Below are 19,639 nucleotides of genomic sequence, written 5' to 3' on the forward strand. Positions count from 1 at the left end.
ATGCAAGTAATGCGTGGCTGGGCGACTCGATACGCTCCGTGGGTCGGCCTGGTAAGCATCCTTGGCACGGCGCCCATGGCGTTGGCCGGCGAATATGAAGGCTCGCCCCAAGTGGCCGAATTTGTCGGTGAGATGACCCGCGACTATGGTTTTGCCGGCGAACAGCTGATGGGCGTGTTCCGTGAAGCCCAGCGCAAGCAGGCGATTCTCGATGCCATCTCGCGGCCTGCCGAGCGGGTCAAGCAATGGAAGGAATATCGCCCGATGTTCCTCACCGATGCACGAATTGCCCGCGGCGTGGACTTCTGGCGTCAGCATGAGGCAGTGCTGGCCCGTGCCGAGCAGGAATACGGCGTGCCGGCCCAGGTGATTGTCTCGATCATTGGGGTCGAAACCTTCTTTGGCCGCAATACCGGCAACTATCGGGTAATCGATGCCTTGTCGACCCTGGGTTTCGACTACCCTCCACGTGCCGAATTCTTCCGCAAGGAGTTGCGTGAGTTCCTGTTGCTGGCGCGCGAAGAGCAGGTCGATCCACTGACGCTCAAAGGCTCATACGCCGGCGCCATGGGCTTGCCGCAATTCATGCCAAGCAGCTTTCGGGCTTATGCGGTGGATTTCGACGGCGACGGCCACATCAATATCTGGACCAACGCCGACGATGCCATCGGCAGCGTCGCCAGCTATTTCAAGCGTCACGGCTGGGAAGCCGGGCAGCCGGTGGTCAGTCTCGCCGAAGTGCGGGGCGATCAGGTCGACCAGGGCCTGACCACCGGGATCGAACCGACGAAAACCGTCGGGGAGTTGCGAGCGCTGGGCTGGTCGAGTCATGATGCGCTGCGCGACGATATGCCGGTCACCGCGTTTCGTCTGGAAGGCGACAATGGCCCTGAATACTGGATGGGCCTGAAGAATTTTTACGCGATCACGCGTTATAACCGCAGCGTGATGTACGCCATGGCCGTACATCAGTTGTCTGAACAGCTGGTCCAAGCACGGGGCGTCAAGTAATGCCGGCATTGCCAATCCGCAAACCCCTGAAGCTGGTGGCTTTCACCGCGTTGTCGATGCTCATGGTCAGTTGTTCGACCAGCCGTGCGCCGCAACCGCAGAAAGCCCCGCCCGCTGTCCGCGCCACGCCGGGACTGGACATCAACCGGGCTCACAAGGACGGCGCGCCGTGGTGGGATGTCGATGTGTCGCGCATTCCCGACGCCACGCCAACCCTGCACACCGGGTCCTACAAGGCCAACCCCTACACAGTGCTGGGCAAGACCTACTACCCGATGCCCGAGTCCAAGCGTTATGTCGAGACAGGGACGGCGTCCTGGTACGGCACCAAGTTCCATGGCCAGAACACCGCCAATGGCGAGGTCTATGACCTGTACGGCATGAGTGCCGCGCATAAGACCCTGCCGTTGCCTGCCTACGTTCGCGTGACCAACCTGGACAACAAGCGCACGGTGGTGCTGCGGGTCAACGACCGTGGGCCGTTCTATTCCGACCGCATCATCGACCTGTCCTACGCCGCCGCGAAGAAACTCGGTTATGCCGAAACCGGTACCGCGCGGGTCAAGGTCGAAGGCATCGACCCGCAAGAGTGGTGGGCGGCCAAGGGCCGGCCAGCACCGTTGATGCTCAATGAGCCACAGGTCGCGCAAAACAGCGGGCCGGTGATCACCGCATCGACCGGCAAGGTCGAGCAATGGACCCCGCCGCCACAGCAGCACGCGGCAGCGGTCGTGCCGATGCAGATCAACGCTAAAAAAAACGCTTCTGTACCAGCCTCTGGCCAGTATCTGCAGGTGGGCGCGTTCGCCAACCCGGACGCTGCAGAGCTCCTGAGATCGAAGCTCAGCGGGATGGTGAGCGCTCCGGTGTTCATCAGCTCTATCGTGCGCAATCAGCAGACCCTGCACCGGGTTCGCCTGGGGCCTATCGGTTCGCCGGGTGAGATTACGCAAGTGCAAAACAGCGTGCGCCTGGCCAATCTCGGTTCGCCGAGCCTGGTCACGGCCGAGTAAGTAACACCTGATTCAAGGTTCGCTTGCAGTATTGGGGGGTGAACCTGAGTTGTTGGCTCGTAGTACAACAAAAGCCCGGCAAGGGTCAGTGAGTGAACAACTGAACACGCGACAACCCCAAGGCCCGTGCCGCGAAGGTTGTCAGATTAGTTTTGCCCGCGAGGGCAGTTTCCATTAGCGATTTCGAGAGACGGATGAACATCACCACCTTTGCCAAACGCCTGTGCCTGCTAGTCCCGCTGCTCCTCTCGCCGTCCGCTTTCGCGGCCGAGATGATGCCGTCGTCACCACAACTGGCCGCCAAGGCCTACGTGCTCATGGACGCCAGCAGCGGCAACGTGCTGGTCGAGAACAACGGTGACCAACGTCTGCCGCCGGCCAGCCTGACCAAGCTGATGACCGCGTACATCGCGACCCTGGAAATCCGTCGTGGCCAGATCGGTGAAAACGATCCGGTGACCGTCAGCGAAAACGCCTGGCGTACCGGCGGTTCGCGGATGTTCATCAAGGTCGGTTCGCAGGTGTCGGTCAGCGACCTGCTGCACGGCATCATCATCCAGTCGGGCAACGACGCCAGTGTTGCGCTCGCCGAGCACATCGCCGGCAGCGAAGACGCGTTTGCCGACATGATGAACAAGACTGCCGCTGACCTGGGCATGACCAACAGCCACTTCATGAACCCGACCGGCCTGCCAAACCCAGAGCACTACTCGTCGGCTCATGACATGGCCATCCTGGCACGCGCGATCATCCACGAAGACCCGGCTCACTACGCGATCTACTCGCAGAAAGAGTTCTTCTGGAACGGCATCAAGCAACCTAACCGCAACCTGCTGCTGTGGCGCGACAAGACCGTCGACGGTCTGAAGACCGGTCACACCGACGAAGCCGGCTACTGCCTGGTGTCCTCGGCGGTACGTGATGGCATGCGCCTGGTCTCCGTGGTGTTCGGCACCAACAGCGACACCGCGCGTGCAGCCGAAACCCAGAAGCTGCTGACCTACGGCTTCCGCTTCTTCGAAACCCAGACGTTCTACCAAAAAGGCGCCGAGCTGGCCCAGGCTCCTGTCTGGAAGGGCACCACCAACCAGGTCAAGGCTGGCCTGGCCCAAGACCTGACCATGACTCTGCCGAAAGGCCAGCTGAAGAAGCTCGCTGCCAGCATGACCATGAACCCACAACTGATCGCGCCAATCGCCAAGGGCGACGTGATCGGTAAAGTCGAAGTCAAGCTGGACGACAAGGTGGTGCACAGCGCCGACCTGATCGCGCTGGACGCCGTCGAGGAGGGTGGTATCTTGCGCCGCATGTGGGATAGCATCCGTCTATTCTTCTTCGGCTTGTTCAACTGATTTAGTGTGGACCTGCATGGCCCCGTTCCGACCTGGAGCGGGGCCATGTCCGTTGCCACGGCTTACGAGGCCGTTACGCCATGACAGATACAGAAGTAAAGGCGCCAAAGATCGAATTCCCTTGCGCGGATTACCCGATTAAGGTGATCGGCGATACCGGGGTGGGCTTCAAGGACAAGATCATTGCGATCCTGGAGAAGCACGCCACCGTAGACCACAAGACCCTGGCCGAGCGCCAGAGTACCAATGGCAAATACACGACCATCCAGCTGCACATCATTGCCACCGGTCAGGAACAGCTCTACGACATCAATAGCGAGCTGCGGGCTACCGGTTTCGTGCACATGGTGCTGTGATGACCGCACCGCTGGGCTTTCGCGAGCTCGGCCAGCTGGCTTACGAGCCGGTCTGGCAGGCCATGCAGCGTTTCACCAACGAGCGTGGCAGCGAGCGTGCCGACGAGATCTGGCTGGTCGAGCATCCGCCGGTATTCACCCAGGGCCAGGCCGGCAAGGCCGAACACCTGCTGCTGCCGGGGGAAATCCCGGTAGTGCAGGTCGACCGCGGCGGCCAGGTGACCTACCACGGCCCGGGGCAGTTGGTCGCGTACCTGCTGCTGGATGTGCGCAAGCTGGGGTTTGGCGTGCGGGACCTGGTCAGCCGGATGGAGCGCTGCCTGATCGAGTTGCTGGCCAGCTATGGTGTTAGCGCCGTGGCCAAGCCGGATGCACCGGGGGTCTACGTCAACGGTGCAAAGATCGCCTCGCTGGGACTGCGGATCCGCCACGGTTGTTCCTTTCATGGCCTGGCCCTGAACGTGGATATGGACCTTGAGCCGTTCCGACGGATTAACCCCTGTGGCTACGCCGGGCTGGCAATGACTCAGCTGCGTGACCATACAGGGCCGATAGAATTTGCCGAGGTAAGTGCCCGGCTGCGCGCGCAGCTCGTCAAACACCTCGACTATGCTGAGCAGACGACCCTAACGGGCGGAATCGACTGATATGACTACTGATGCAGTGCAAACCATGATCCCGACGCTGGATGTCACCGAGCGTCCGGCCCCGCGTGCCAAGGTTGAAGCCGGCGTTAAGCTGCGCGGCGCCGAGAAGGTTGCACGCATCCCGGTAAAGATCATTCCGACCACCGAACTGCCCAAGAAGCCAGACTGGATTCGCGTGCGTATCCCGGTTTCCCCGGAAGTCGACCGCATCAAGGCCCTGCTGCGCAAACACAAGCTGCACAGTGTCTGTGAAGAAGCCTCCTGCCCGAACCTGGGCGAGTGCTTCTCGGGCGGTACCGCGACCTTCATGATCATGGGCGACATCTGCACCCGTCGTTGCCCGTTCTGCGACGTCGGTCACGGCCGTCCGAAACCACTGGACGTCAATGAACCGGAAAGCCTGGCCATCGCCATCGCCGACCTGAAACTCAAGTACGTGGTGATCACCTCGGTCGACCGCGACGACCTGCGCGACGGCGGTGCCCAGCACTTTGCCGACTGCATCCGCGAGATCCGCAAGCTGTCGCCGAACGTGCAGCTCGAAACCCTGGTCCCCGACTACCGTGGGCGCATGGACGTGGCGCTGGCCATCACCGCGGCCGAGCCGCCAGATGTGTTCAACCACAACCTGGAAACCGTGCCGCGCCTGTACAAGGCCGCGCGCCCGGGTTCGGACTACCAGTGGTCGTTGACCCTGCTGCAGAAATTCAAGCAGATGATGCCGCACATTCCGACCAAGTCCGGCTTGATGCTGGGCCTGGGCGAAACCGACGAAGAAGTCATCGAAGTCATGAAGCGCATGCGCGAACACGACATCGACATGCTGACCCTGGGCCAGTACCTGCAACCGTCGCGCAGCCACTTGCCGGTGCAGCGTTTTGTGCACCCGGACACCTTCGCCTGGTTCGCCGAGGAAGGTTACAAGATGGGCTTCAAGAACGTCGCTTCCGGCCCGCTGGTGCGTTCCTCGTACCACGCGGACGAGCAGGCCAAGCTGGTCAAGGCCGAGCTGATGTCGTCCTGATCGCTGTGTGAAAGACCAAGGGCCCGCAAGGTTTAGCGCTTTGCGGGCTTTTTTTTAATCGGGTCATAGGGAGGAATCACGGATGACCACTCGCTCTACCGCCATTGTTGCGCCACATACCGCCGTACCGGCGTTGCCCGCTGCGGGCCGCATCGCAGTGATTGCGCCAGCAGGTCCGGCGGCCCTGGATACCGAACAGGCGCTGCTCTGGATGCGCACGCGCGGCTACTCGCTGAAGATCTATCCCGGGGTCCTGGAGAAGGACGGTTACCTGGCTGGCAGCGATGAGGTGCGCCTCAATGACCTGCACCAGGCGTTCAGTGACCCGGCCATCGACGCCATCCTGTGCCTGCGCGGCGGTTATGGCAGCCCGCGCCTGCTCGACCGGATCGACTACGAGCTGCTGCGCCGGCATGCCAAGCCGTTTGTCGGCTACAGCGACATCACCGCCTTGCACCTGGCGATCAGCCGCTATGCGGGGTTCGTCACCTTTCACGGGCCAATGCTCAATGCCGACCTGCTGGGGGGCAAACAAGCGCCGACCGAGGCGTCGTTGTTCAGCCTGCTCCGAGGGCAACTGACGGCCGGCAGTCGGCTGGCGCACCCGGCGGCCTACCCATTGACGACCATCGAGCCAGGCATCGCCCAGGGGCGACTGTTGGGCGGTAACCTGTCGATGATCGCCGCCACCATGGGCACGCCGTTCGAAATCGACGCCGACGGGATCATTCTGTTCATCGAAGACATCAACGAGCCGCTGTATCGCATCGACCGGTTGCTGACGCACCTGCGCCTGGCCGGCAAACTCAGCCGCTTGCGCGGGGTGCTGGTGGGGGATGTGGCGGGAGTTGAAAGCGATGCCCTGGCACGCCTGGTCAAGCAGACTTTCGCGCCGTTCGCGATTCCGGTACTGGCCGGCTGGCGCAGCGGCCATTGCGACCCGAACCTGAGCTTGCCGATGGGCGCCCTGGTGACGCTGGATGCGGGGGGCAAGAGCCTGGTGCTGGAACAGGATGTGGTGGTCAGGTTGTAGGAGCGAGCTTGCTCGCGATGGGGCCGGTACATTCAGCATCGCTGGCGCCTGACCCACCGCTATCCCTGGCAAGCGGAGCGCCGCCCGGCCCGCTTGCGGCTTGCTCGCGATGTTCTTAACGGCTGCGCAAGGCGTCCAGCAGCTTGTGCGTCGGGTAGCCGTCCGCCGGCCAGCCAAACGACTGTTGTGCCGCGCGGATAGCCTTGCGGGTATTGGCGCCGATGATGCCGTCGGGGTTGCCGGCGTCGTAGTTGTGGGTGCTCAGTAGATTCTGCAATTCAATGCGCTCGGAACGGCTCAGCGGCAGGTCATCCTTGGGCCATTCGCCGTTGATCCGGCCGCCACCGCTGAAGCGCTCGGACAACAGGTTGACCGCCAGGGCGTAGGACGACGAGTTGTTGTACTTGAGCACTGCGCGGAAGTTATCGAGGATCAGGAACGCCGGGCCACGGTAACCGGCCGGCAGCAGCAAGGCGGCGGACAGTTGCTCGGAGCCGGCTGGCACGCTGGCGCCGGTGGGCAACTTGACGCCCAGCTGCGTCCATTCGGCGACGGTCTTGCGAATCGCTCCGTCAGCCAGCGAGTAGTTGAAGCTGCTCGGCACCTCGACTTCAAAGCCCCACGGCTGGCCTTTCTGCCAGCCAGAGCTTTGCAGGTAGTGAGCGGTGGAGGCCAGCGCATCGGCCGGGCTACCCCAGATGTCGCGGCGCCCGTCGCCATCGAAGTCCACGGCGTGGGTGTTGTAGGTGGTCGGGATGAACTGGGTCTGGCCCATGGCGCCGGCCCAGGAACCGAGCATCTTCTCGGGGGTGATATCACCTTGTTGCAGAATCTGCAGCGCGGCCAGCAATTGCGCGTGGGCAAAGCCCGGGCGCCGGCCTTCGTAGGCCAGGGTCGCGAGCGAGCGGATTACCGACTTGTCGCCCTGGAAGCTGCCGAAGTTGCTTTCCATACCCCAGACGGAAACCAGTACCTGGCGATCGACGCCGTAGCGCTGTTCGATCGCGCCCAGGGTCTCGGCGTATTGCTCCAGCAGCGCCTGGCCGCGGCGCACGCGCAAGGCTGACAGCGCGCCATCGAGGTATTCCCACACCGGACGGGAGAACTCTGGCTGGCTGCGGTCGGCGCGGATCACGCTCATGTCCGGGGTGACGCCGGCAAAGGCGCGGTCGAACAGGCTCGGGCTGACACCGGCGGCGAGCGCGTCCTTGCGGAAGTTGGCCTGCCATTGCTCGAAGGTCTGGGTCGGCTGGATCTCGAGATTGTCGCCGGTCGGTACCACCGGCGGGACAATGGCCGGGGCAGTCGGGACAGGAATGGTCTGAAGCGGTTGGGCGTCGGCGGCGGTTGGTTTTTCCGCGCAGGCGACAAGCAGAACGAGGCTTGTGGCAGCGATCAGTTGGCGCAGGTGCCAACGACGGGAAATACTAAAGGGCATGCACAGGTCCAGAGAATACGAATCAGGTGCCGACCTTAACATGTCGAGGGGGTGCTGCGCTTCAAGCGGCCAGAAAGTAAGAAGCCTCCCAGCTTTTAGACTGGAAGGCTTCGCGGCGGTAGCTGCCTTTGCCCTTGGCCGGTTGTTCCTGGCGGCTGCGGAACAATGGCTGGGCGACGATGGATTTGGCCTTGTTGGGCCGCTGTTTTCTGCTCATGGGCGGTGTACTCCTGGGGTGGGTGGTGCGGGGCGAATCATCGGCTGAAGTGAGGGAACTGTCTAGCCCCTACATTATGTAGGACCTTTCGCGCCCGGACGTTTTGTAGCCGCTGGCGAAGCCTGCGGCAGCTGCTACAAGATTACTCGGCGGGTAGCATCAGGCGCTGGCCGGCCATCAGCAAGGACAGGCGGCTGAGGCTCATCCATGGTGAGCCCGCGGCCTGGCCCTTGATCTGCGCGTCGATGCGTTGCGCTTCGAGCAGCAGTTGCGCCCAGCGGGGCGCCGAGTAGCGTTGCAGGGCCTTGCTCATCAGCGGTTTGCGTTTGTCCCAGACCGGTGGTCGGGCCTGGCTGAAGGCTTTGTCCAGCGGCACGCCCTGGCTGTATTGCAGCGACAGGTTGGCCAGCAGGCGCAGCTCGCGGGCCAGGGCCCAGAGAATCACCGGTGGTTCCACGCCCTCACCACGCAAGCCTTCGAGCATGCGCAGGGCGTGGGCGGCTTCACCGTTGAGAATCGCATCGGTGAGCCCGAACACATCGAAGCGCGCGCTATCGGCCACGGCCGCTTGCACCGTTTCGACCGTGATCTGCCCGCCCTCAGCCATCAGCTTGAGCTTTTCGATCTCTTGGGCGGCTGCCAGCAGGTTGCCTTCGACGCGGGCGGCAATCAGTTCAACGGCATCCTGGCTGGCGCTGAGTCCGGCCTGGGACAGGCGTTGGCGAATCCACTGCGGCAACTGGTTGGCGTCCACCGGCCAGATCTGCACGAACTGGGTCTGCGCGCCTTCGACCAGGGCCTTGCCCCATTTGGTTTTCTGCGCACTGCCGTCGAGCTTGGGTAGGCTGATCAGCAGCAAGGTGTCTTCGGCCGGACGCGAGCAGTACTCCATCAGGGCCGCGGCACCCTTGTCCCCCGGTTTGCCGGACGGCAAGCGCAGCTCCAGCAGGCGTTTTTCGGCGAACAACGACATGCTGGCGCCGGCTTGCAGCAGCGTGCCCCAGTCAAAGCTGGCATCGGCGCTGAAGACTTGGCGTTCATCAAAACCTTGCTGGCGGGCAGACGAGCGAATGGCGTCGGCGGCTTCCTGGCAGAGCAGCGGGTCATCGCCGCTGATGATGTAGACCGGCGCGAGGGCGCCTTGCAGGTGTTTGGCGAGTTGGGCGGGGGCGAGTTTCATAGGGCGGGGCAAACGGGGCGCACAGGCGCCCCGTAAGACTTACTCGGCAGGGACTTGCAGCGGCGACTGGCGCGGGGTGTTCGCTTCAGTCTGTTGCGCCGCTTCCAGCGCATCGGCTTCGGCCTTGGCGCGGGCGTCAGCGGTCTGCTGCAGTTGATCCAGCTGGGCCGGAGTCAGTTGCTGCAGGCGCAACATCATGCGCTGCACCAGGTCGCGACGTATTTCCTTGCGGGCTTCGTCTTCTTCCTGGACGGAGCCGGTGATGTTGCTGCCATCGTGCATGACAACCTTCTGCACCTGCAGTTTGTCGCTGATCAGCGACAGGTTGTTCTGGCCAACGATCTGGTAGTTCAGCACCGTGGTCAGTTCGTTCTCGGCGGTCCGCCCGGCACCGGAGTAGCTCAGGCTGCGCTGGGTGGTCTGTTCGTCGGTGAACACCAGTTTGTACGGTGCGCCGGCAACCACGTTGACGCCGCTGCTTTGCAATACCTGGCGCATCATGACCACGGTTTCGCCATAGGCGTTACGTGCGCTCAGGTCGAGTTCCTTGATTGCCAGTGCGGTAGTACCGGTGCCGCGCAGCTGGAAACCGCAGGCGCTCAGCAGGACAGCGAGGCCCATCACCAGCAGATTGCGTTTGATCATCTTGTTGCTCCCCTTGAAACCATGTGGGCCGCTATGGCGCCCGAAAGGTTTTGTTCGGTGCCAGGCCGGGCCTGGCACCTGCTCCAATTAGCTGGCGACGATGTTGACCAGTTTCCCGGGTACCACGATCACTTTACGAATGGTCAGGCCGTCGACGAAACGCAGTACGTTTTCGTTGGCGCGCGCCGCAGCTTCGACCTCTTCGCGGGTGGCGCTGGCCGGCATTTCGATCTGGCCACGCAGCTTGCCGTTGACCTGGATAACCAGGGTCAAGCTGTCCTGGACCAGAGCGCTGTCATCCTGCACTGGCCAGCCGGCGTCGATCACAGGATCGGCGTGGCCCAGTTGATGCCACAGCTCGTGGCTGATATGCGGGGTGATCGGAGCCAACAGCAAGGTCACGGTTTCCAGGCCTTCGTGAACCAGGGCGCGATCTTGTGCGGTGCCTTGCGGGGCTTTTTCCAGCACGTTCATCAGCGTCATCACCTGGGCAATGGCAGTGTTGAATTTGTGGTTCTGGCCGACGTCGTGGCTGGCCTGCTTGATGGCCAGGTGGATCGAGCGGCGAATGGCTTTCTGCTCGTCGTTCAGGCTGGCGACGTCCACTTTGCCCGGCAGACCTTGGGTGATGTGCGCTTGCGCCAGGCGCCAGACGCGCTTGAGGAAGCGGTGCGAACCTTCGACGCCGGAGTCGGACCATTCCGCGCTCATGTCCGGTGGCGAGGCAAACATCATGAACAGGCGGCAGGTGTCTGCGCCGAACTGGTCAATCATCGACTGTGGGTCAACGCCGTTGTTCTTCGACTTGGCCATCTTCTCGGTGCCACCGATTTCCACCGGCAGGCCGTCGGCAATCAGCTTGGCGCTGATCACTTTGGCCTTGCTGTCGCGCTCCAGCTCGACGTCCGCCGGGTTGAACCAGGTGTAGGCGCCGTTGGCTTCGCGACGGTAGTACGTCTCGGCGATCACCATGCCCTGGGTCAGCAGGTTCTTGAACGGCTCGTTGGAGCTCACCAGGCCTTCGTCACGCATCAGCTTGTGGAAGAAGCGCGCGTACAGCAGGTGCAGAATGGCGTGTTCGATACCGCCGATGTACTGGTCAACCGGCAACCAGTGGTCGGCCGCGGATTTTTCTACCAGGCCGCCTTCAAAGTGCGGCGAGGCGTAGCGGGCGTAGTACCACGACGACTCGACGAAGGTGTCCATGGTGTCGGTTTCGCGCTTGGCCGGTGCGCCGCATTTCGGGCAGCTGCACTCGTAGAACTCAGGCATGCGCGCCAATGGCGAACCAGCGCCGTCCGGTACCACGTCTTCGGGCAATACGACCGGCAGTTGATCTTGCGGCACTGGCACGTCACCGCAGGTTTCGCAGTGGATGATCGGGATCGGGCAGCCCCAGTAGCGCTGGCGGCTGATGCCCCAGTCGCGCAGGCGGAACTGGGTGCGCGAGGCGCCCAGTTCTTTCTTGATCAGGGCCACTTCCATGGCGTCGAACGCGCCCTGGAAATCCAGGCCGTCGAATTCGCCAGAGTTGATCAGCGTACCGTGCTCGCCGTAGGCGTCTTGCCACGGGGCCGGGTTGGTTTCGCCGGCGCTGGTACGCACCACCGATTTAACCGGCAAGTTGTACTTGTGGGCGAATTCGAAATCACGCTCGTCGTGGGCCGGCACCGCCATTACCGCGCCATCGCCGTAGTGCATCAGCACATAGTTGGCGACCCAGACCGGGAGTTTTTCACCGGTCAGCGGGTGCTCGACGAACAGGCCGGTTGGCAGGCCTTTTTTCTCCTGGGTGGCGACGTCGGCTTCGGCCACGCTGCCGCCTTTGCATTCGGCGATGAACGCTTGCAGCTCAGGATTGTTTTTTGCAGCCAGCGAAGCCAGGTGGTGCTCGGCGGCCACGGCGACGTAAGTCGCTCCCATCAAAGTGTCCGGACGGGTGGTGAAGACTTTAAGGGTGCCGGCTTCGCCGATCGAATCGACGTTGTACGGGAACTGCACTTCCATCCCGCGGGATTTGCCGATCCAGTTGCGCTGCATGGTCTTGACCTGTTCCGGCCAGCCAGTCAGTTCGTCGAGGCTCTCCAGCAACTCATCCGCGTAGGCAGTGATCTTGAAGTAGTACATCGGGATTTCGCGCTTTTCGATCAGCGCGCCGGAACGCCAGCCGCGCCCGTCGATCACCTGTTCGTTGGCCAGGACGGTCTGGTCGATCGGGTCCCAGTTCACGGTGCCGTTTTTACGGTAGATCACGCCTTTTTCGAACAGGCGAGTGAACAGCCATTGTTCCCAGCGGTAGTAATCGGGCTTGCAGGTGGTCACTTCGCGCGACCAGTCCACCGCCAGGCCCAGGCTGCGCAGCTGGGTCTTCATGTAGGCGATGTTTTCGTAGGTCCACTTGGCCGGTGCGACGTTGTTCTTCATCGCGGCGTTTTCCGCCGGCATGCCGAAGGCGTCCCAACCCATGGGTTGCAGGACGTTCTTGCCGAGCATGCGCTGGTAGCGGGAGATCACATCGCCGATGGTGTAGTTGCGCACGTGCCCCATGTGTAGCTTGCCGCTGGGGTAAGGGAACATCGATAGGCAATAGAAAGTCTCCTTGCCTGGCTGTTCACTGACTTCAAAGGACTTTTGCTCGTCCCAGAATGATTGGGCGGCGGCTTCGATTTCACGGGGCTGATATTGTTCGTGCATGGCTACTTTTTAACTGATTAGGGGTGGCCTAATCCTCTTCAATGCAACGCTGGACCTGGATTGCGCCACATGTGGCGTTTTCGATGCCCAGCCGAGCTGGAAGTGGAGTTACAGGAAGCGCCGTAGCATACATGACCGTACTCGGCCTAGGGAAACCCTGATTGCGCCGCGTTAACCACAGCTGGGGCCGTTGGTCGCGGCGCACAGCCGGTTTGTGCGACGAAGCTAAGCTCTAGTTGGGGAGTAGGTCTTATCTTCAATGAGGTGAGGGATGGTTGAGTCGCAAACAAAAGTTACGCAACCCGAGTTGTACGAAAAACTGATAGATCGTCTGGGGATGGCCCTGGACGCGGTAAAGACCGCCGGGCGGTTGCGTGATGAGCGTCCGCTGGAACTGGAACTTCGCGGGTTGAGCCGCGCAGAGTTCGATCTGATCAAGGCTTATCTGGACCGTAGTGAACGCGAGGCGCATGGAGTCTTGTCAACAGCAGTGAAGCACAACGATGCCCCTCGTTCGGCCAAAGTCATCTGGTTGAAAGACAAGGCACCTGGCAGCGACGCGGTAAAGGTCCGGTCCCTGCAGGTCAAGTAAGTGATCAGGTACGTGTTTGTCGCCCCGAGCGGGCACATGAAGTCACCGGTGATGGTTTTTTGATGAAAAGGTCCGTCACCTTGGTTGTCGCTTTACTTCAACCCACTTAGGCTTCGGGCATCTTTGGAGATGCTCGATGCCTTTTCGTTACTTCGTCAAACAACTGCTCATGCCGCCCGGCATTCTTTTGCTGCTGCTGGCGCTAGCCTGGTGGTTTCGCCGTTCCCGGCCGCGCCTGGCAACCCTGTGTTTTGTCCTGGGTGCCGGTGGATTCTGGCTGATGAGCTTGCCGGTAATGGTGCAATGGGGCGCCAAGGCTCTTGAGCGTGAACCGGCGCTGGCGCGCAGTGAGTGGGCGAGCCTGGCCGAGCGCGCGGATGTGATCGTGGTGTTGGGCGCTGGCCGTGAGCGGGGCGATCCGGCCTGGGGTTCCGACCAGCCCACGGGCGTGGCGTTGGAGCGTGAACGCTATGCGGCGCGCCTGGCCAAGGCTTCGGGTTTGCCGGTACTGACCAGTGGCGGCCTGCATTACGGCACGCCGCCGACCGAGGCCAAGCTGATGGCCGATTCGCTGCAGGAAGATTTCGGGGTCACGGTGCGCTGGCAGGAAGGGCGCAGCCGCACGACCTGGGAAAACGCCCAGTTCACCGCCGAACTGCTGCAACCGTTGGGCTTGAAGCGCGTAGTGGTGGTGACCCAGGCCTGGCACATGCCACGCAGTGTCTGGAGTTTTGAGGCCGCGGGATTGAGCGTGGTGCCGGCGCCAATGGGCTTTTTGGGCAGCGACAATGCCAATGCCGAGCCACTGGGTGGCTGGCTACCGACCTTCAAGTCGATCTGGCGCTCCGGGCAGTTGTTGAATGAGGCGGCGGGGCAGGCGGGGTATGCGTTGTTTTATCGATGACCCGTTGCACCCCTTGCAGGCGTTCGCTGGCAAGCCAGCACCTACAAGGGGCGGGGTCGGTTCTAGACGGTCTTGGCCATCCGGCTGGCCAGCAGTGCCCAGCCAAACAGCAATAGGCAGAGGACGATCAGCGGCCACGAGCGCCATTGCAGGTACGGTGTCAGGTTGTGCATCGGCACCACCTCGCCGTAGAGGATGCCGCGCTCGAATTGCGGGATCTGCACGGTGATCTTGCCGAATGGATCGATCAGCCCGGTGACGCCATTGTTGGTCGCTCGAATCATCCAGCGCCCGGCTTCCAGCGCGCGCATCTGCGCCATCTGCAGGTGCTGCAGCGGGCCGATGGAGGTGCCGAACCAAGTGTCGTTGCTGATGGTCAGCAGCAGGTCGCTGCGCGCTGACAGGCTCGCGGCAAACTCCGGGTAGACCACTTCGTAGCAGATGAACGGGGCTATCTGGTAGCCCTTGGCTTGCAGCATCGGCTGGTCGGCCGGGCCACGGGCAAAGTCTGACATCGGCAGGTCGAAGAAGGCGATCAGGCCACGCAGCACGTCCTGCAGAGGCACGTATTCACCAAACGGCACCAGCTTTTGCTTGAGGTAGGTGCCGTCACCTTCACCGACCACGGTAATGCCGTTGTAGAAGCGTTTTTCCTGGTGCACCACCTGGCGAATCGGCACACCGGTGATCAGCGCCGAATTCCGCTCGGCAGCAAAGGTGCCCATCATGCTCAGGTAGCCCTCGGCGGACTCCTTGAGTACCGGCACCGCGGTTTCCGGCCAGATCAGCAGGTCGACGCGCTTGGAGCTCAGGCTCATGTCGCGGTACAGCGCCAACTGCGAGTTGAGCTGCGCCGGGTCCCACTTCATGCTTTGTTCGACGTTGCCTTGAATGGCCGCCACGCTCAACGGCTCGCCGGACGGGCTGGTCCAGGCGTGGCCCTTGAGTGCGATGCCCGCCGCCCATGGGCCGACCAGCAGCACCACGCCGGCGGCGATGAAACCAGGGCGGCGGTTGCGTAGCAGGCGTGGCGCGTTGCACAGCAGCGCTGCGGTCAGGGCGATGGTGAACGACACCAGCCACATCCCACCCACTGGCGCCAGGCCGGACAGCGGGCCATCGAGCTGGCTGTAGCCGGAATAGAGCCAGGGGAAGCCGGTAAGGAACCAGCCGCGGAATGCTTCCTGGGCCACCCACAAGGCAGCAAAGGCCAGGGCATCGGCCAGCGGCGCTTCGTTACGGCGTAGCCAGCGCGCCCAGACCCAGGCGGGCAGGGCGAAGAACCAGGCGATCGCCGCGGTGAACAGCAGCATCAGGAAGCCGGCGAGCAGCATCGAGGCGCCGCCGAAGTGGTGGATGCTGTAGTAGATCCAGCTGGTACCGGCGCCGAACAGGCCGAAACCGAAGCACCAGCCGCGCCCCAGTGCCTGGCGCGGGGTCAGATGGCGCAGGCCGGCATAAAACAACCCAGCCGCCAGCAGTGCCAGCGGCCAGATATCGAACGGCGCCAGCGCCAGGGTAGTGATTGCACCGGCCGCCACGGCCAGCAGGTTACCGGGCCAGCCGGGGCGGGTTATCCAGCGCATTTCGATCCTTAGGGGTTACCGGGCGATAGGTGTCAGGCGCAGCAAGTGGATACGACGGCTGTCGGCATTGAGGATGCGAAAGCGATAGGCGCCGATTTCCGTGATTTCGTTGCGTTTTGGCAGATGCCCGAACGCGCTCATCACCAGGCCGCCTACGGTATCGAACTCATCGTCGGAGAATTCGCTGTCGAAGAACTCATTGAAGTTCTCGATCGGCGTCAGGGCCTTGATCAGGAAGTCGCCGCTGGGCAGGGGCTTGATGTAGCTGTCTTCTTCGACATCGTGCTCGTCCTCGATATCGCCGACGATCTGTTCCAGCACGTCTTCGATGGTCACCAGGCCCGCCACTCCGCCGTATTCGTCGATGACGATGGCCATGTGGTTATGGTTGGCGCGGAACTCACGCAGCAGCACATTCAGGCGCTTGGACTCCGGCACGAAAGTGGCCGGGCGCAGCAGGTCCTTGATGTTGAAGCTGTCGCCGTTTTCCTTGAGGATCAACGGCAGCAAGTCCTTGGCCAGCAATACGCCCATCACGTCATCGTGGCTTTCGCCGATCACCGGATAGCGCGAGTGAGCCGAGTCGACCACGGCTGGCAGGAACTCACGGGGAGTCTGGGTCGCCTTGATGCTGACCATCTGCGAGCGCGGCACCATGATGTCGCGCACTTGCAGGTCAGCCACCTGGATGGCGCCTTCGACGATGGCCAGCGCTTCGCTGTCCAGCAACTTGTTCTGATGGGCATCGCGCAGCAGCTCCAGGAGCTCCTGACGGTTCTTCGGCTCGTGGGCAAAAGCCTGGGTGAGCTTACCCAGCCATGACTTCTGCCCGTTGCTCGATCGATCTTCGCTCATAGCGATTACTCTGAATCCTTTGTTGTAACAGTAGGGGATAGTTCGGTTTCGTCGTCTGCGTAAGGGTCCGGATGACCCAGTTCGGCAAGCAACGTTCGTTCCAGTGCTTCCATTTCCTCGGCTTCCTCGTCATCTATATGGTCGTAACCAAGCAGATGCAAGCAGCCGTGAATCACCAGGTGAGCCCAATGGGCGTCCAGCGCCTTGCCTTGCTCGGCGGCTTCACGCTCGACCACGGCCACGCAGATCACCAGATCGCCCAGCAGTGGGATGTCGAGAAACTCGTCGGGCACGTCGGCCGGGAACGACAGGACGTTGGTTGCGTAATCTTTCTGACGCCAGGTGTGATTGAGCTCACGGCCTTCGGCTTCATCGACCAGGCGAATGGTCATTTCCGAGTCGGCCGTGCGCTGGCGCAGGGCCAGCTCGCACCATTGGCGGAATTGGGCTTCGCTGGGGGCGTTGCCCTCGGTGGCAAGCTGCAGGTCAAGCTCAAGCATCGCGGCGGTTGTCCTTCGGGGAGTCGGGTGCAACGCGATTCTCGAAGCGCTCATAGGCTTCGACTATGCGCTGCACCAGCGGATGGCGCACGACGTCTTTGGGCTTGAAGTGGGTAAAGCTGATACCCGGTACGTCCTCGAGCACTTCAATCACGTGGTTGAGCCCGGACTTGGTGCCCTTGGGCAGGTCGACCTGGGTGATGTCACCGGTGATGACCGCCGTGGAGCCGAAGCCGATCCGAGTCAGGAACATCTTCATCTGTTCTACGGTGGTGTTCTGGCTTTCGTCGAGGATGATGAAGCTGTTGTTCAGGGTGCGACCACGCATGTAGGCCAGCGGTGCGACCTCGATGACCTGGCGTTCGATCAGCTTGGCCACGTATTCGAAGCCGAGCATTTCATACAGGGCGTCGTACAGGGGGCGCAGGTACGGGTCGATCTTTTGCGACAGGTCACCCGGCAGGAAACCAAGTTTCTCGCCAGCTTCGACCGCCGGGCGCACCAACAGGATGCGGCGAATCTGCTCGCGCTCCAGGGCATCTACCGCGCAGGCGACAGCCAGGTAGGTCTTGCCAGTACCGGCTGGGCCGATCCCGAAGTTGATATCGTTACCGAGGATTTCCTTCACGTAGCGCTGCTGATTCAAGCCGCGAGGGCGAATCATGCCTTTTTTGGTGCGCAAGGCTACGGCGGGTTCGGCAGGGGCGTGGTTTTCCAGCTCTTCGACGGCCGATTCCTGCAGGAACAGGTGAACCATGTCCGGCGACAGCTCACTACCCTTGGTTTCACGGTAGAGGCGGCGCAGCAGGTTTTCCGCCGAGGTGGTGTGCTTGAGCTCGCCGATCAGTTCGAACTGATTGCCGCGGTTGCGGATCACGATCGCCAGGCGCTGTTCGATCAAGCGCAAATGCTCGTCGAATTGCCCGCACAGATTGGCGAAGCGGTGAGCCTCAAAGGGCTCGAGGATGAAACGATGCGGTTCTATGGGTGCGTTCAAGGTTGTTTTCAGCCGCCCTTGGGCAATTAAGATGAAATCAAGGATAACGCCAGTGGCCTGGGTGCGAAAGCTCTTATACAGACCAATGTTGAACACCTTCCCCCTGTGGGAGCGAGCTTGCTCGCGATGACGGTCTGACATTCAACATTTAAGTTGTCTGAGCTGGCGCCATCGCGAGCAAGCTCGCTCCCACAGGGGAATGTGGTGTTATTGGATCAGCGAACCTCGCAGCGAGTGCGGCTGTGCGGCGTCGATGTGCACGTCGGCGAACTGGCCGATCAGGGTTGGCGTGTCGCAGCGGAAGTTGACGATACGGTTGTTCTCGGTGCGCCCCTGCAGTTCGCCAGGGTCTTTTTTCGAGTAATCGGTGACCAGGATCCGCTGGATCGATCCGACCATTTGTCGGCTGATTTCGAAGCCTTGCTGGTTGAGGCGATGCTGCAGGGCGTTCAGGCGCTGTTTTTTCAGCTCTTCCGGCGTCTCGTCGGCGAGGTCGGCGGCCGGGGTGCCTGGGCGCTGGCTGTAGACGAACGAGTAGGAGAAATCGAAGCCAACGTCTTCGATCAGCTTCATGGTCTGTTCGAAGTCTTTCTCGGTTTCGCCCGGGAAGCCGACGATGAAGTCCGAGCTGATGCAGATGCCCGGTACGGCGGCGCGTAACTTGCGCAGCTTGGACTTGTACTCAAGCGCAGTGTGGTTGCGCTTCATGGCCGAAAGGATTCGGTCCGAACCCGATTGCACCGGCAAGTGCAGGTGCTTGACCAACTCCGGCACGTCGGCGTGGGCCTGGATCAGGCTGTCGGAAAATTCCAGCGGATGGGACGTGGTGTAGCGGATGCGGTCGATGCCATCGACCGCGGCAACCACCCGGATCAGCTCGGCCAGGTCTGCCAGGCGCCCGTCGTGGGTGGTGCCGCGATAACCGTTGACGTTCTGCCCCAGCAGGGTCACTTCACGCACGCCGTTCTCGGCCAGGTGAATGATCTCGGCGATCACGTCATCGAACGGCCGGCTGACTTCTTCGCCACGGGTGTACGGCACCACGCAGAATGTGCAGTACTTGCTGCAGCCTTCCATCACCGAGACATAGGCGCTCGGGCCGTCGATGCGCGGTTCGGGCAGATGGTCGAATTTTTCGATTTCCGGGAACGAGACATCGACCTGCGGCAGTTTGGTGATCCGCGCGGCGTCGATCATTTCCGGCAGGCGGTGCAGGGTCTGCGGGCCGAAGACCACGTCGACATAGGGGGCACGGTCGCGGATGGCGGCGCCTTCCTGGCTGGCCACGCAGCCGCCGACGGCGATCACCATCTCCGGGTTGGCCAGCTTCAGCTCGCGCCAGCGGCCCAACTGGGAGTACACCCGGTCCTGGGCACGTTCGCGGATCGAGCAGGTGTTGAGCAGAATCACGTCCGCGTCTTCGGCGCGGGCAGTCACTTCCAGGGCCTGGTGTTCACCCAGCAGATCAACCATGCGCGAGCTGTCGTACTCGTTCATCTGGCAACCGTGGGTTTCGATGTAAAGCTTCTTGGCCATGGACGGGGTCATCACGTGATTCAAAGAACCGCGCATTATAGGGAACAAGTCCTCAGGTT

The 19,639-nt window shown here is 62.0% G+C and carries 19 protein-coding genes; 9 read left to right on the top strand and 10 right to left on the bottom strand.

Features of this window, described 5'->3' with window-relative positions; genetic code table 11:
* The 7 genes from mltB (at position 1) to ACIOVD_RS08805 (ending at position 6,436) form a co-directional block, all read left to right on the top strand.
* Positions 1–1,011 carry a lytic murein transglycosylase B gene (mltB, locus tag ACIOVD_RS08775; RefSeq protein WP_095166304.1) on the top strand — a complete coding sequence of 337 codons (1,011 nt, stop codon included), beginning with the start codon at positions 1–3 and terminating at the stop codon, positions 1,009–1,011.
* Positions 1,012–1,067: 56 nt separating this feature from the next.
* Positions 1,068–2,024, top strand: a complete 957-nt coding sequence (locus ACIOVD_RS08780; protein ID WP_371917574.1) for a septal ring lytic transglycosylase RlpA family protein — start codon at positions 1,068–1,070, stop codon at positions 2,022–2,024.
* A gap of 194 nt (positions 2,025–2,218) precedes the next feature.
* Positions 2,219–3,376 carry a D-alanyl-D-alanine carboxypeptidase family protein gene (locus ACIOVD_RS08785; protein WP_095166309.1) on the top strand — a complete coding sequence of 386 codons (1,158 nt, stop codon included), beginning with the start codon at positions 2,219–2,221 and terminating at the stop codon, positions 3,374–3,376.
* A gap of 80 nt (positions 3,377–3,456) precedes the next feature.
* Positions 3,457–3,732, top strand: coding sequence for a DUF493 domain-containing protein (locus ACIOVD_RS08790; protein ID WP_008152827.1), 276 nt, complete (start codon positions 3,457–3,459; stop codon positions 3,730–3,732).
* The gene (gene lipB / locus ACIOVD_RS08795) at positions 3,732–4,379 is read left to right on the top strand and encodes a lipoyl(octanoyl) transferase LipB (RefSeq protein WP_095166311.1); all 648 of its coding nucleotides are present in this window, start codon (positions 3,732–3,734) and stop codon (positions 4,377–4,379) included. Before ACIOVD_RS08790 ends, lipB begins: the two co-directional genes overlap by 1 nt.
* A 1-nt stretch (position 4,380) precedes the next feature.
* Positions 4,381–5,403: a lipoyl synthase gene (lipA, locus tag ACIOVD_RS08800; protein ID WP_095166313.1), complete on the top strand. Its 1,023-nt coding sequence runs from the start codon at positions 4,381–4,383 to the stop codon at positions 5,401–5,403.
* An 82-nt stretch (positions 5,404–5,485) separates the two neighbouring features.
* A complete protein-coding gene (locus tag ACIOVD_RS08805; RefSeq protein ID WP_401127183.1) occupies positions 5,486–6,436 on the top strand; it encodes an LD-carboxypeptidase in 951 nt (316 codons plus the stop codon).
* 115 nt (positions 6,437–6,551) lie between these two features.
* Here the strand turns inward: ACIOVD_RS08805 and ACIOVD_RS08810 are convergent, their stop codons facing one another.
* From ACIOVD_RS08810 to leuS, 5 genes are all read right to left on the bottom strand, one after another.
* Positions 6,552–7,874 carry a lytic murein transglycosylase gene (locus ACIOVD_RS08810; RefSeq protein ID WP_401127184.1) on the bottom strand — a complete coding sequence of 441 codons (1,323 nt, stop codon included), beginning with the start codon at positions 7,872–7,874 and terminating at the stop codon, positions 6,552–6,554.
* Positions 7,875–7,935: 61 nt separating this feature from the next.
* Positions 7,936–8,091: an alternative ribosome rescue factor ArfA gene (gene arfA / locus ACIOVD_RS08815; protein ID WP_095166318.1), complete on the bottom strand. Its 156-nt coding sequence runs from the start codon at positions 8,089–8,091 to the stop codon at positions 7,936–7,938.
* Between the two features lie 142 nt (positions 8,092–8,233).
* Positions 8,234–9,271: a DNA polymerase III subunit delta gene (holA, locus tag ACIOVD_RS08820; protein ID WP_095166320.1), complete on the bottom strand. Its 1,038-nt coding sequence runs from the start codon at positions 9,269–9,271 to the stop codon at positions 8,234–8,236.
* 39 nt (positions 9,272–9,310) lie between these two features.
* A complete protein-coding gene (gene lptE, locus ACIOVD_RS08825; RefSeq protein WP_095166322.1) occupies positions 9,311–9,916 on the bottom strand; it encodes an LPS assembly lipoprotein LptE in 606 nt (201 codons plus the stop codon).
* 87 nt (positions 9,917–10,003) lie between these two features.
* The gene (gene leuS, locus ACIOVD_RS08830; RefSeq protein ID WP_095166324.1) at positions 10,004–12,610 is read right to left on the bottom strand and encodes a leucine--tRNA ligase; all 2,607 of its coding nucleotides are present in this window, start codon (positions 12,608–12,610) and stop codon (positions 10,004–10,006) included.
* 271 nt (positions 12,611–12,881) lie between these two features.
* Here leuS and ACIOVD_RS08835 point away from each other — a divergent pair, with 271 nt between their 5' ends.
* Both ACIOVD_RS08835 and ACIOVD_RS08840 read left to right on the top strand, forming a co-directional pair.
* On the top strand, positions 12,882–13,202 hold the full coding sequence (locus ACIOVD_RS08835; protein ID WP_159998120.1) for a hypothetical protein: 321 nt from the start codon (positions 12,882–12,884) through the stop codon (positions 13,200–13,202).
* A gap of 136 nt (positions 13,203–13,338) precedes the next feature.
* Positions 13,339–14,106: a YdcF family protein gene (locus ACIOVD_RS08840; protein ID WP_401127187.1), complete on the top strand. Its 768-nt coding sequence runs from the start codon at positions 13,339–13,341 to the stop codon at positions 14,104–14,106.
* Between the two features lie 62 nt (positions 14,107–14,168).
* Here ACIOVD_RS08840 and lnt read toward each other — a convergent pair whose 3' ends face one another.
* From lnt to miaB, 5 genes are all read right to left on the bottom strand, one after another.
* Positions 14,169–15,692, bottom strand: coding sequence for an apolipoprotein N-acyltransferase (gene lnt / locus ACIOVD_RS08845; protein ID WP_159998118.1), 1,524 nt, complete (start codon positions 15,690–15,692; stop codon positions 14,169–14,171).
* Between the two features lie 15 nt (positions 15,693–15,707).
* Entirely contained in the window at positions 15,708–16,547 is an 840-nt protein-coding gene (locus tag ACIOVD_RS08850; RefSeq protein WP_016773041.1) for an HlyC/CorC family transporter, read from the bottom strand.
* A 5-nt stretch (positions 16,548–16,552) separates the two neighbouring features.
* Positions 16,553–17,047 (bottom strand): rRNA maturation RNase YbeY, encoded by a 495-nt coding sequence (gene ybeY, locus ACIOVD_RS08855; protein ID WP_095166332.1) that lies wholly within the window; start codon positions 17,045–17,047, stop codon positions 16,553–16,555.
* Entirely contained in the window at positions 17,040–18,044 is a 1,005-nt protein-coding gene (locus ACIOVD_RS08860; RefSeq protein ID WP_159998116.1) for a PhoH family protein, read from the bottom strand. The genes ybeY and ACIOVD_RS08860 overlap by 8 nt, the downstream gene beginning before the upstream one ends.
* A gap of 207 nt (positions 18,045–18,251) precedes the next feature.
* A complete protein-coding gene (miaB, locus tag ACIOVD_RS08865) occupies positions 18,252–19,580 on the bottom strand; it encodes a tRNA (N6-isopentenyl adenosine(37)-C2)-methylthiotransferase MiaB (RefSeq protein ID WP_095166623.1) in 1,329 nt (442 codons plus the stop codon).
* Positions 19,581–19,639: the final 59 nt, after the last annotated feature.

The organism is Pseudomonas sp. NPDC087626 (assembly GCF_044743405.1).
Taxonomy (GTDB): Bacteria; Pseudomonadota; Gammaproteobacteria; order Pseudomonadales; family Pseudomonadaceae; genus Aquipseudomonas.

Bases quoted from the DNA above. Each gene is read 5' to 3' on its own strand.
- ybeY (WP_095166332.1), bottom strand. From the start codon at position 17,047: ATGCTTGAGCTTGACCTGCAGCTTGCCACCGAGGGCAACGCCCCCAGC.
- lipA (WP_095166313.1), top strand. From the start codon at position 4,381: ATGACTACTGATGCAGTGCAAACCATGATCCCGACGCTGGATGTCACC.
- lipB (WP_095166311.1), top strand. From the start codon at position 3,732: ATGACCGCACCGCTGGGCTTTCGCGAGCTCGGCCAGCTGGCTTACGAG.
- lptE (WP_095166322.1), bottom strand. From the start codon at position 9,916: ATGATCAAACGCAATCTGCTGGTGATGGGCCTCGCTGTCCTGCTGAGC.
- ACIOVD_RS08850 (WP_016773041.1), bottom strand. From the start codon at position 16,547: ATGAGCGAAGATCGATCGAGCAACGGGCAGAAGTCATGGCTGGGTAAG.
- ACIOVD_RS08785 (WP_095166309.1), top strand. From the start codon at position 2,219: ATGAACATCACCACCTTTGCCAAACGCCTGTGCCTGCTAGTCCCGCTG.
- ACIOVD_RS08810 (WP_401127184.1), bottom strand. From the start codon at position 7,874: ATGCCCTTTAGTATTTCCCGTCGTTGGCACCTGCGCCAACTGATCGCT.
- ACIOVD_RS08780 (WP_371917574.1), top strand. From the start codon at position 1,068: ATGCTCATGGTCAGTTGTTCGACCAGCCGTGCGCCGCAACCGCAGAAA.
- ACIOVD_RS08805 (WP_401127183.1), top strand. From the start codon at position 5,486: ATGACCACTCGCTCTACCGCCATTGTTGCGCCACATACCGCCGTACCG.
- ACIOVD_RS08840 (WP_401127187.1), top strand. From the start codon at position 13,339: ATGCCTTTTCGTTACTTCGTCAAACAACTGCTCATGCCGCCCGGCATT.
- ACIOVD_RS08835 (WP_159998120.1), top strand. From the start codon at position 12,882: ATGGTTGAGTCGCAAACAAAAGTTACGCAACCCGAGTTGTACGAAAAA.
- mltB (WP_095166304.1), top strand. From the start codon at position 1: ATGCAAGTAATGCGTGGCTGGGCGACTCGATACGCTCCGTGGGTCGGC.
- leuS (WP_095166324.1), bottom strand. From the start codon at position 12,610: ATGCACGAACAATATCAGCCCCGTGAAATCGAAGCCGCCGCCCAATCA.
- arfA (WP_095166318.1), bottom strand. From the start codon at position 8,091: ATGAGCAGAAAACAGCGGCCCAACAAGGCCAAATCCATCGTCGCCCAG.
- ACIOVD_RS08790 (WP_008152827.1), top strand. From the start codon at position 3,457: ATGACAGATACAGAAGTAAAGGCGCCAAAGATCGAATTCCCTTGCGCG.
- holA (WP_095166320.1), bottom strand. From the start codon at position 9,271: ATGAAACTCGCCCCCGCCCAACTCGCCAAACACCTGCAAGGCGCCCTC.
- lnt (WP_159998118.1), bottom strand. From the start codon at position 15,692: ATGCGCTGGATAACCCGCCCCGGCTGGCCCGGTAACCTGCTGGCCGTG.
- miaB (WP_095166623.1), bottom strand. From the start codon at position 19,580: ATGGCCAAGAAGCTTTACATCGAAACCCACGGTTGCCAGATGAACGAG.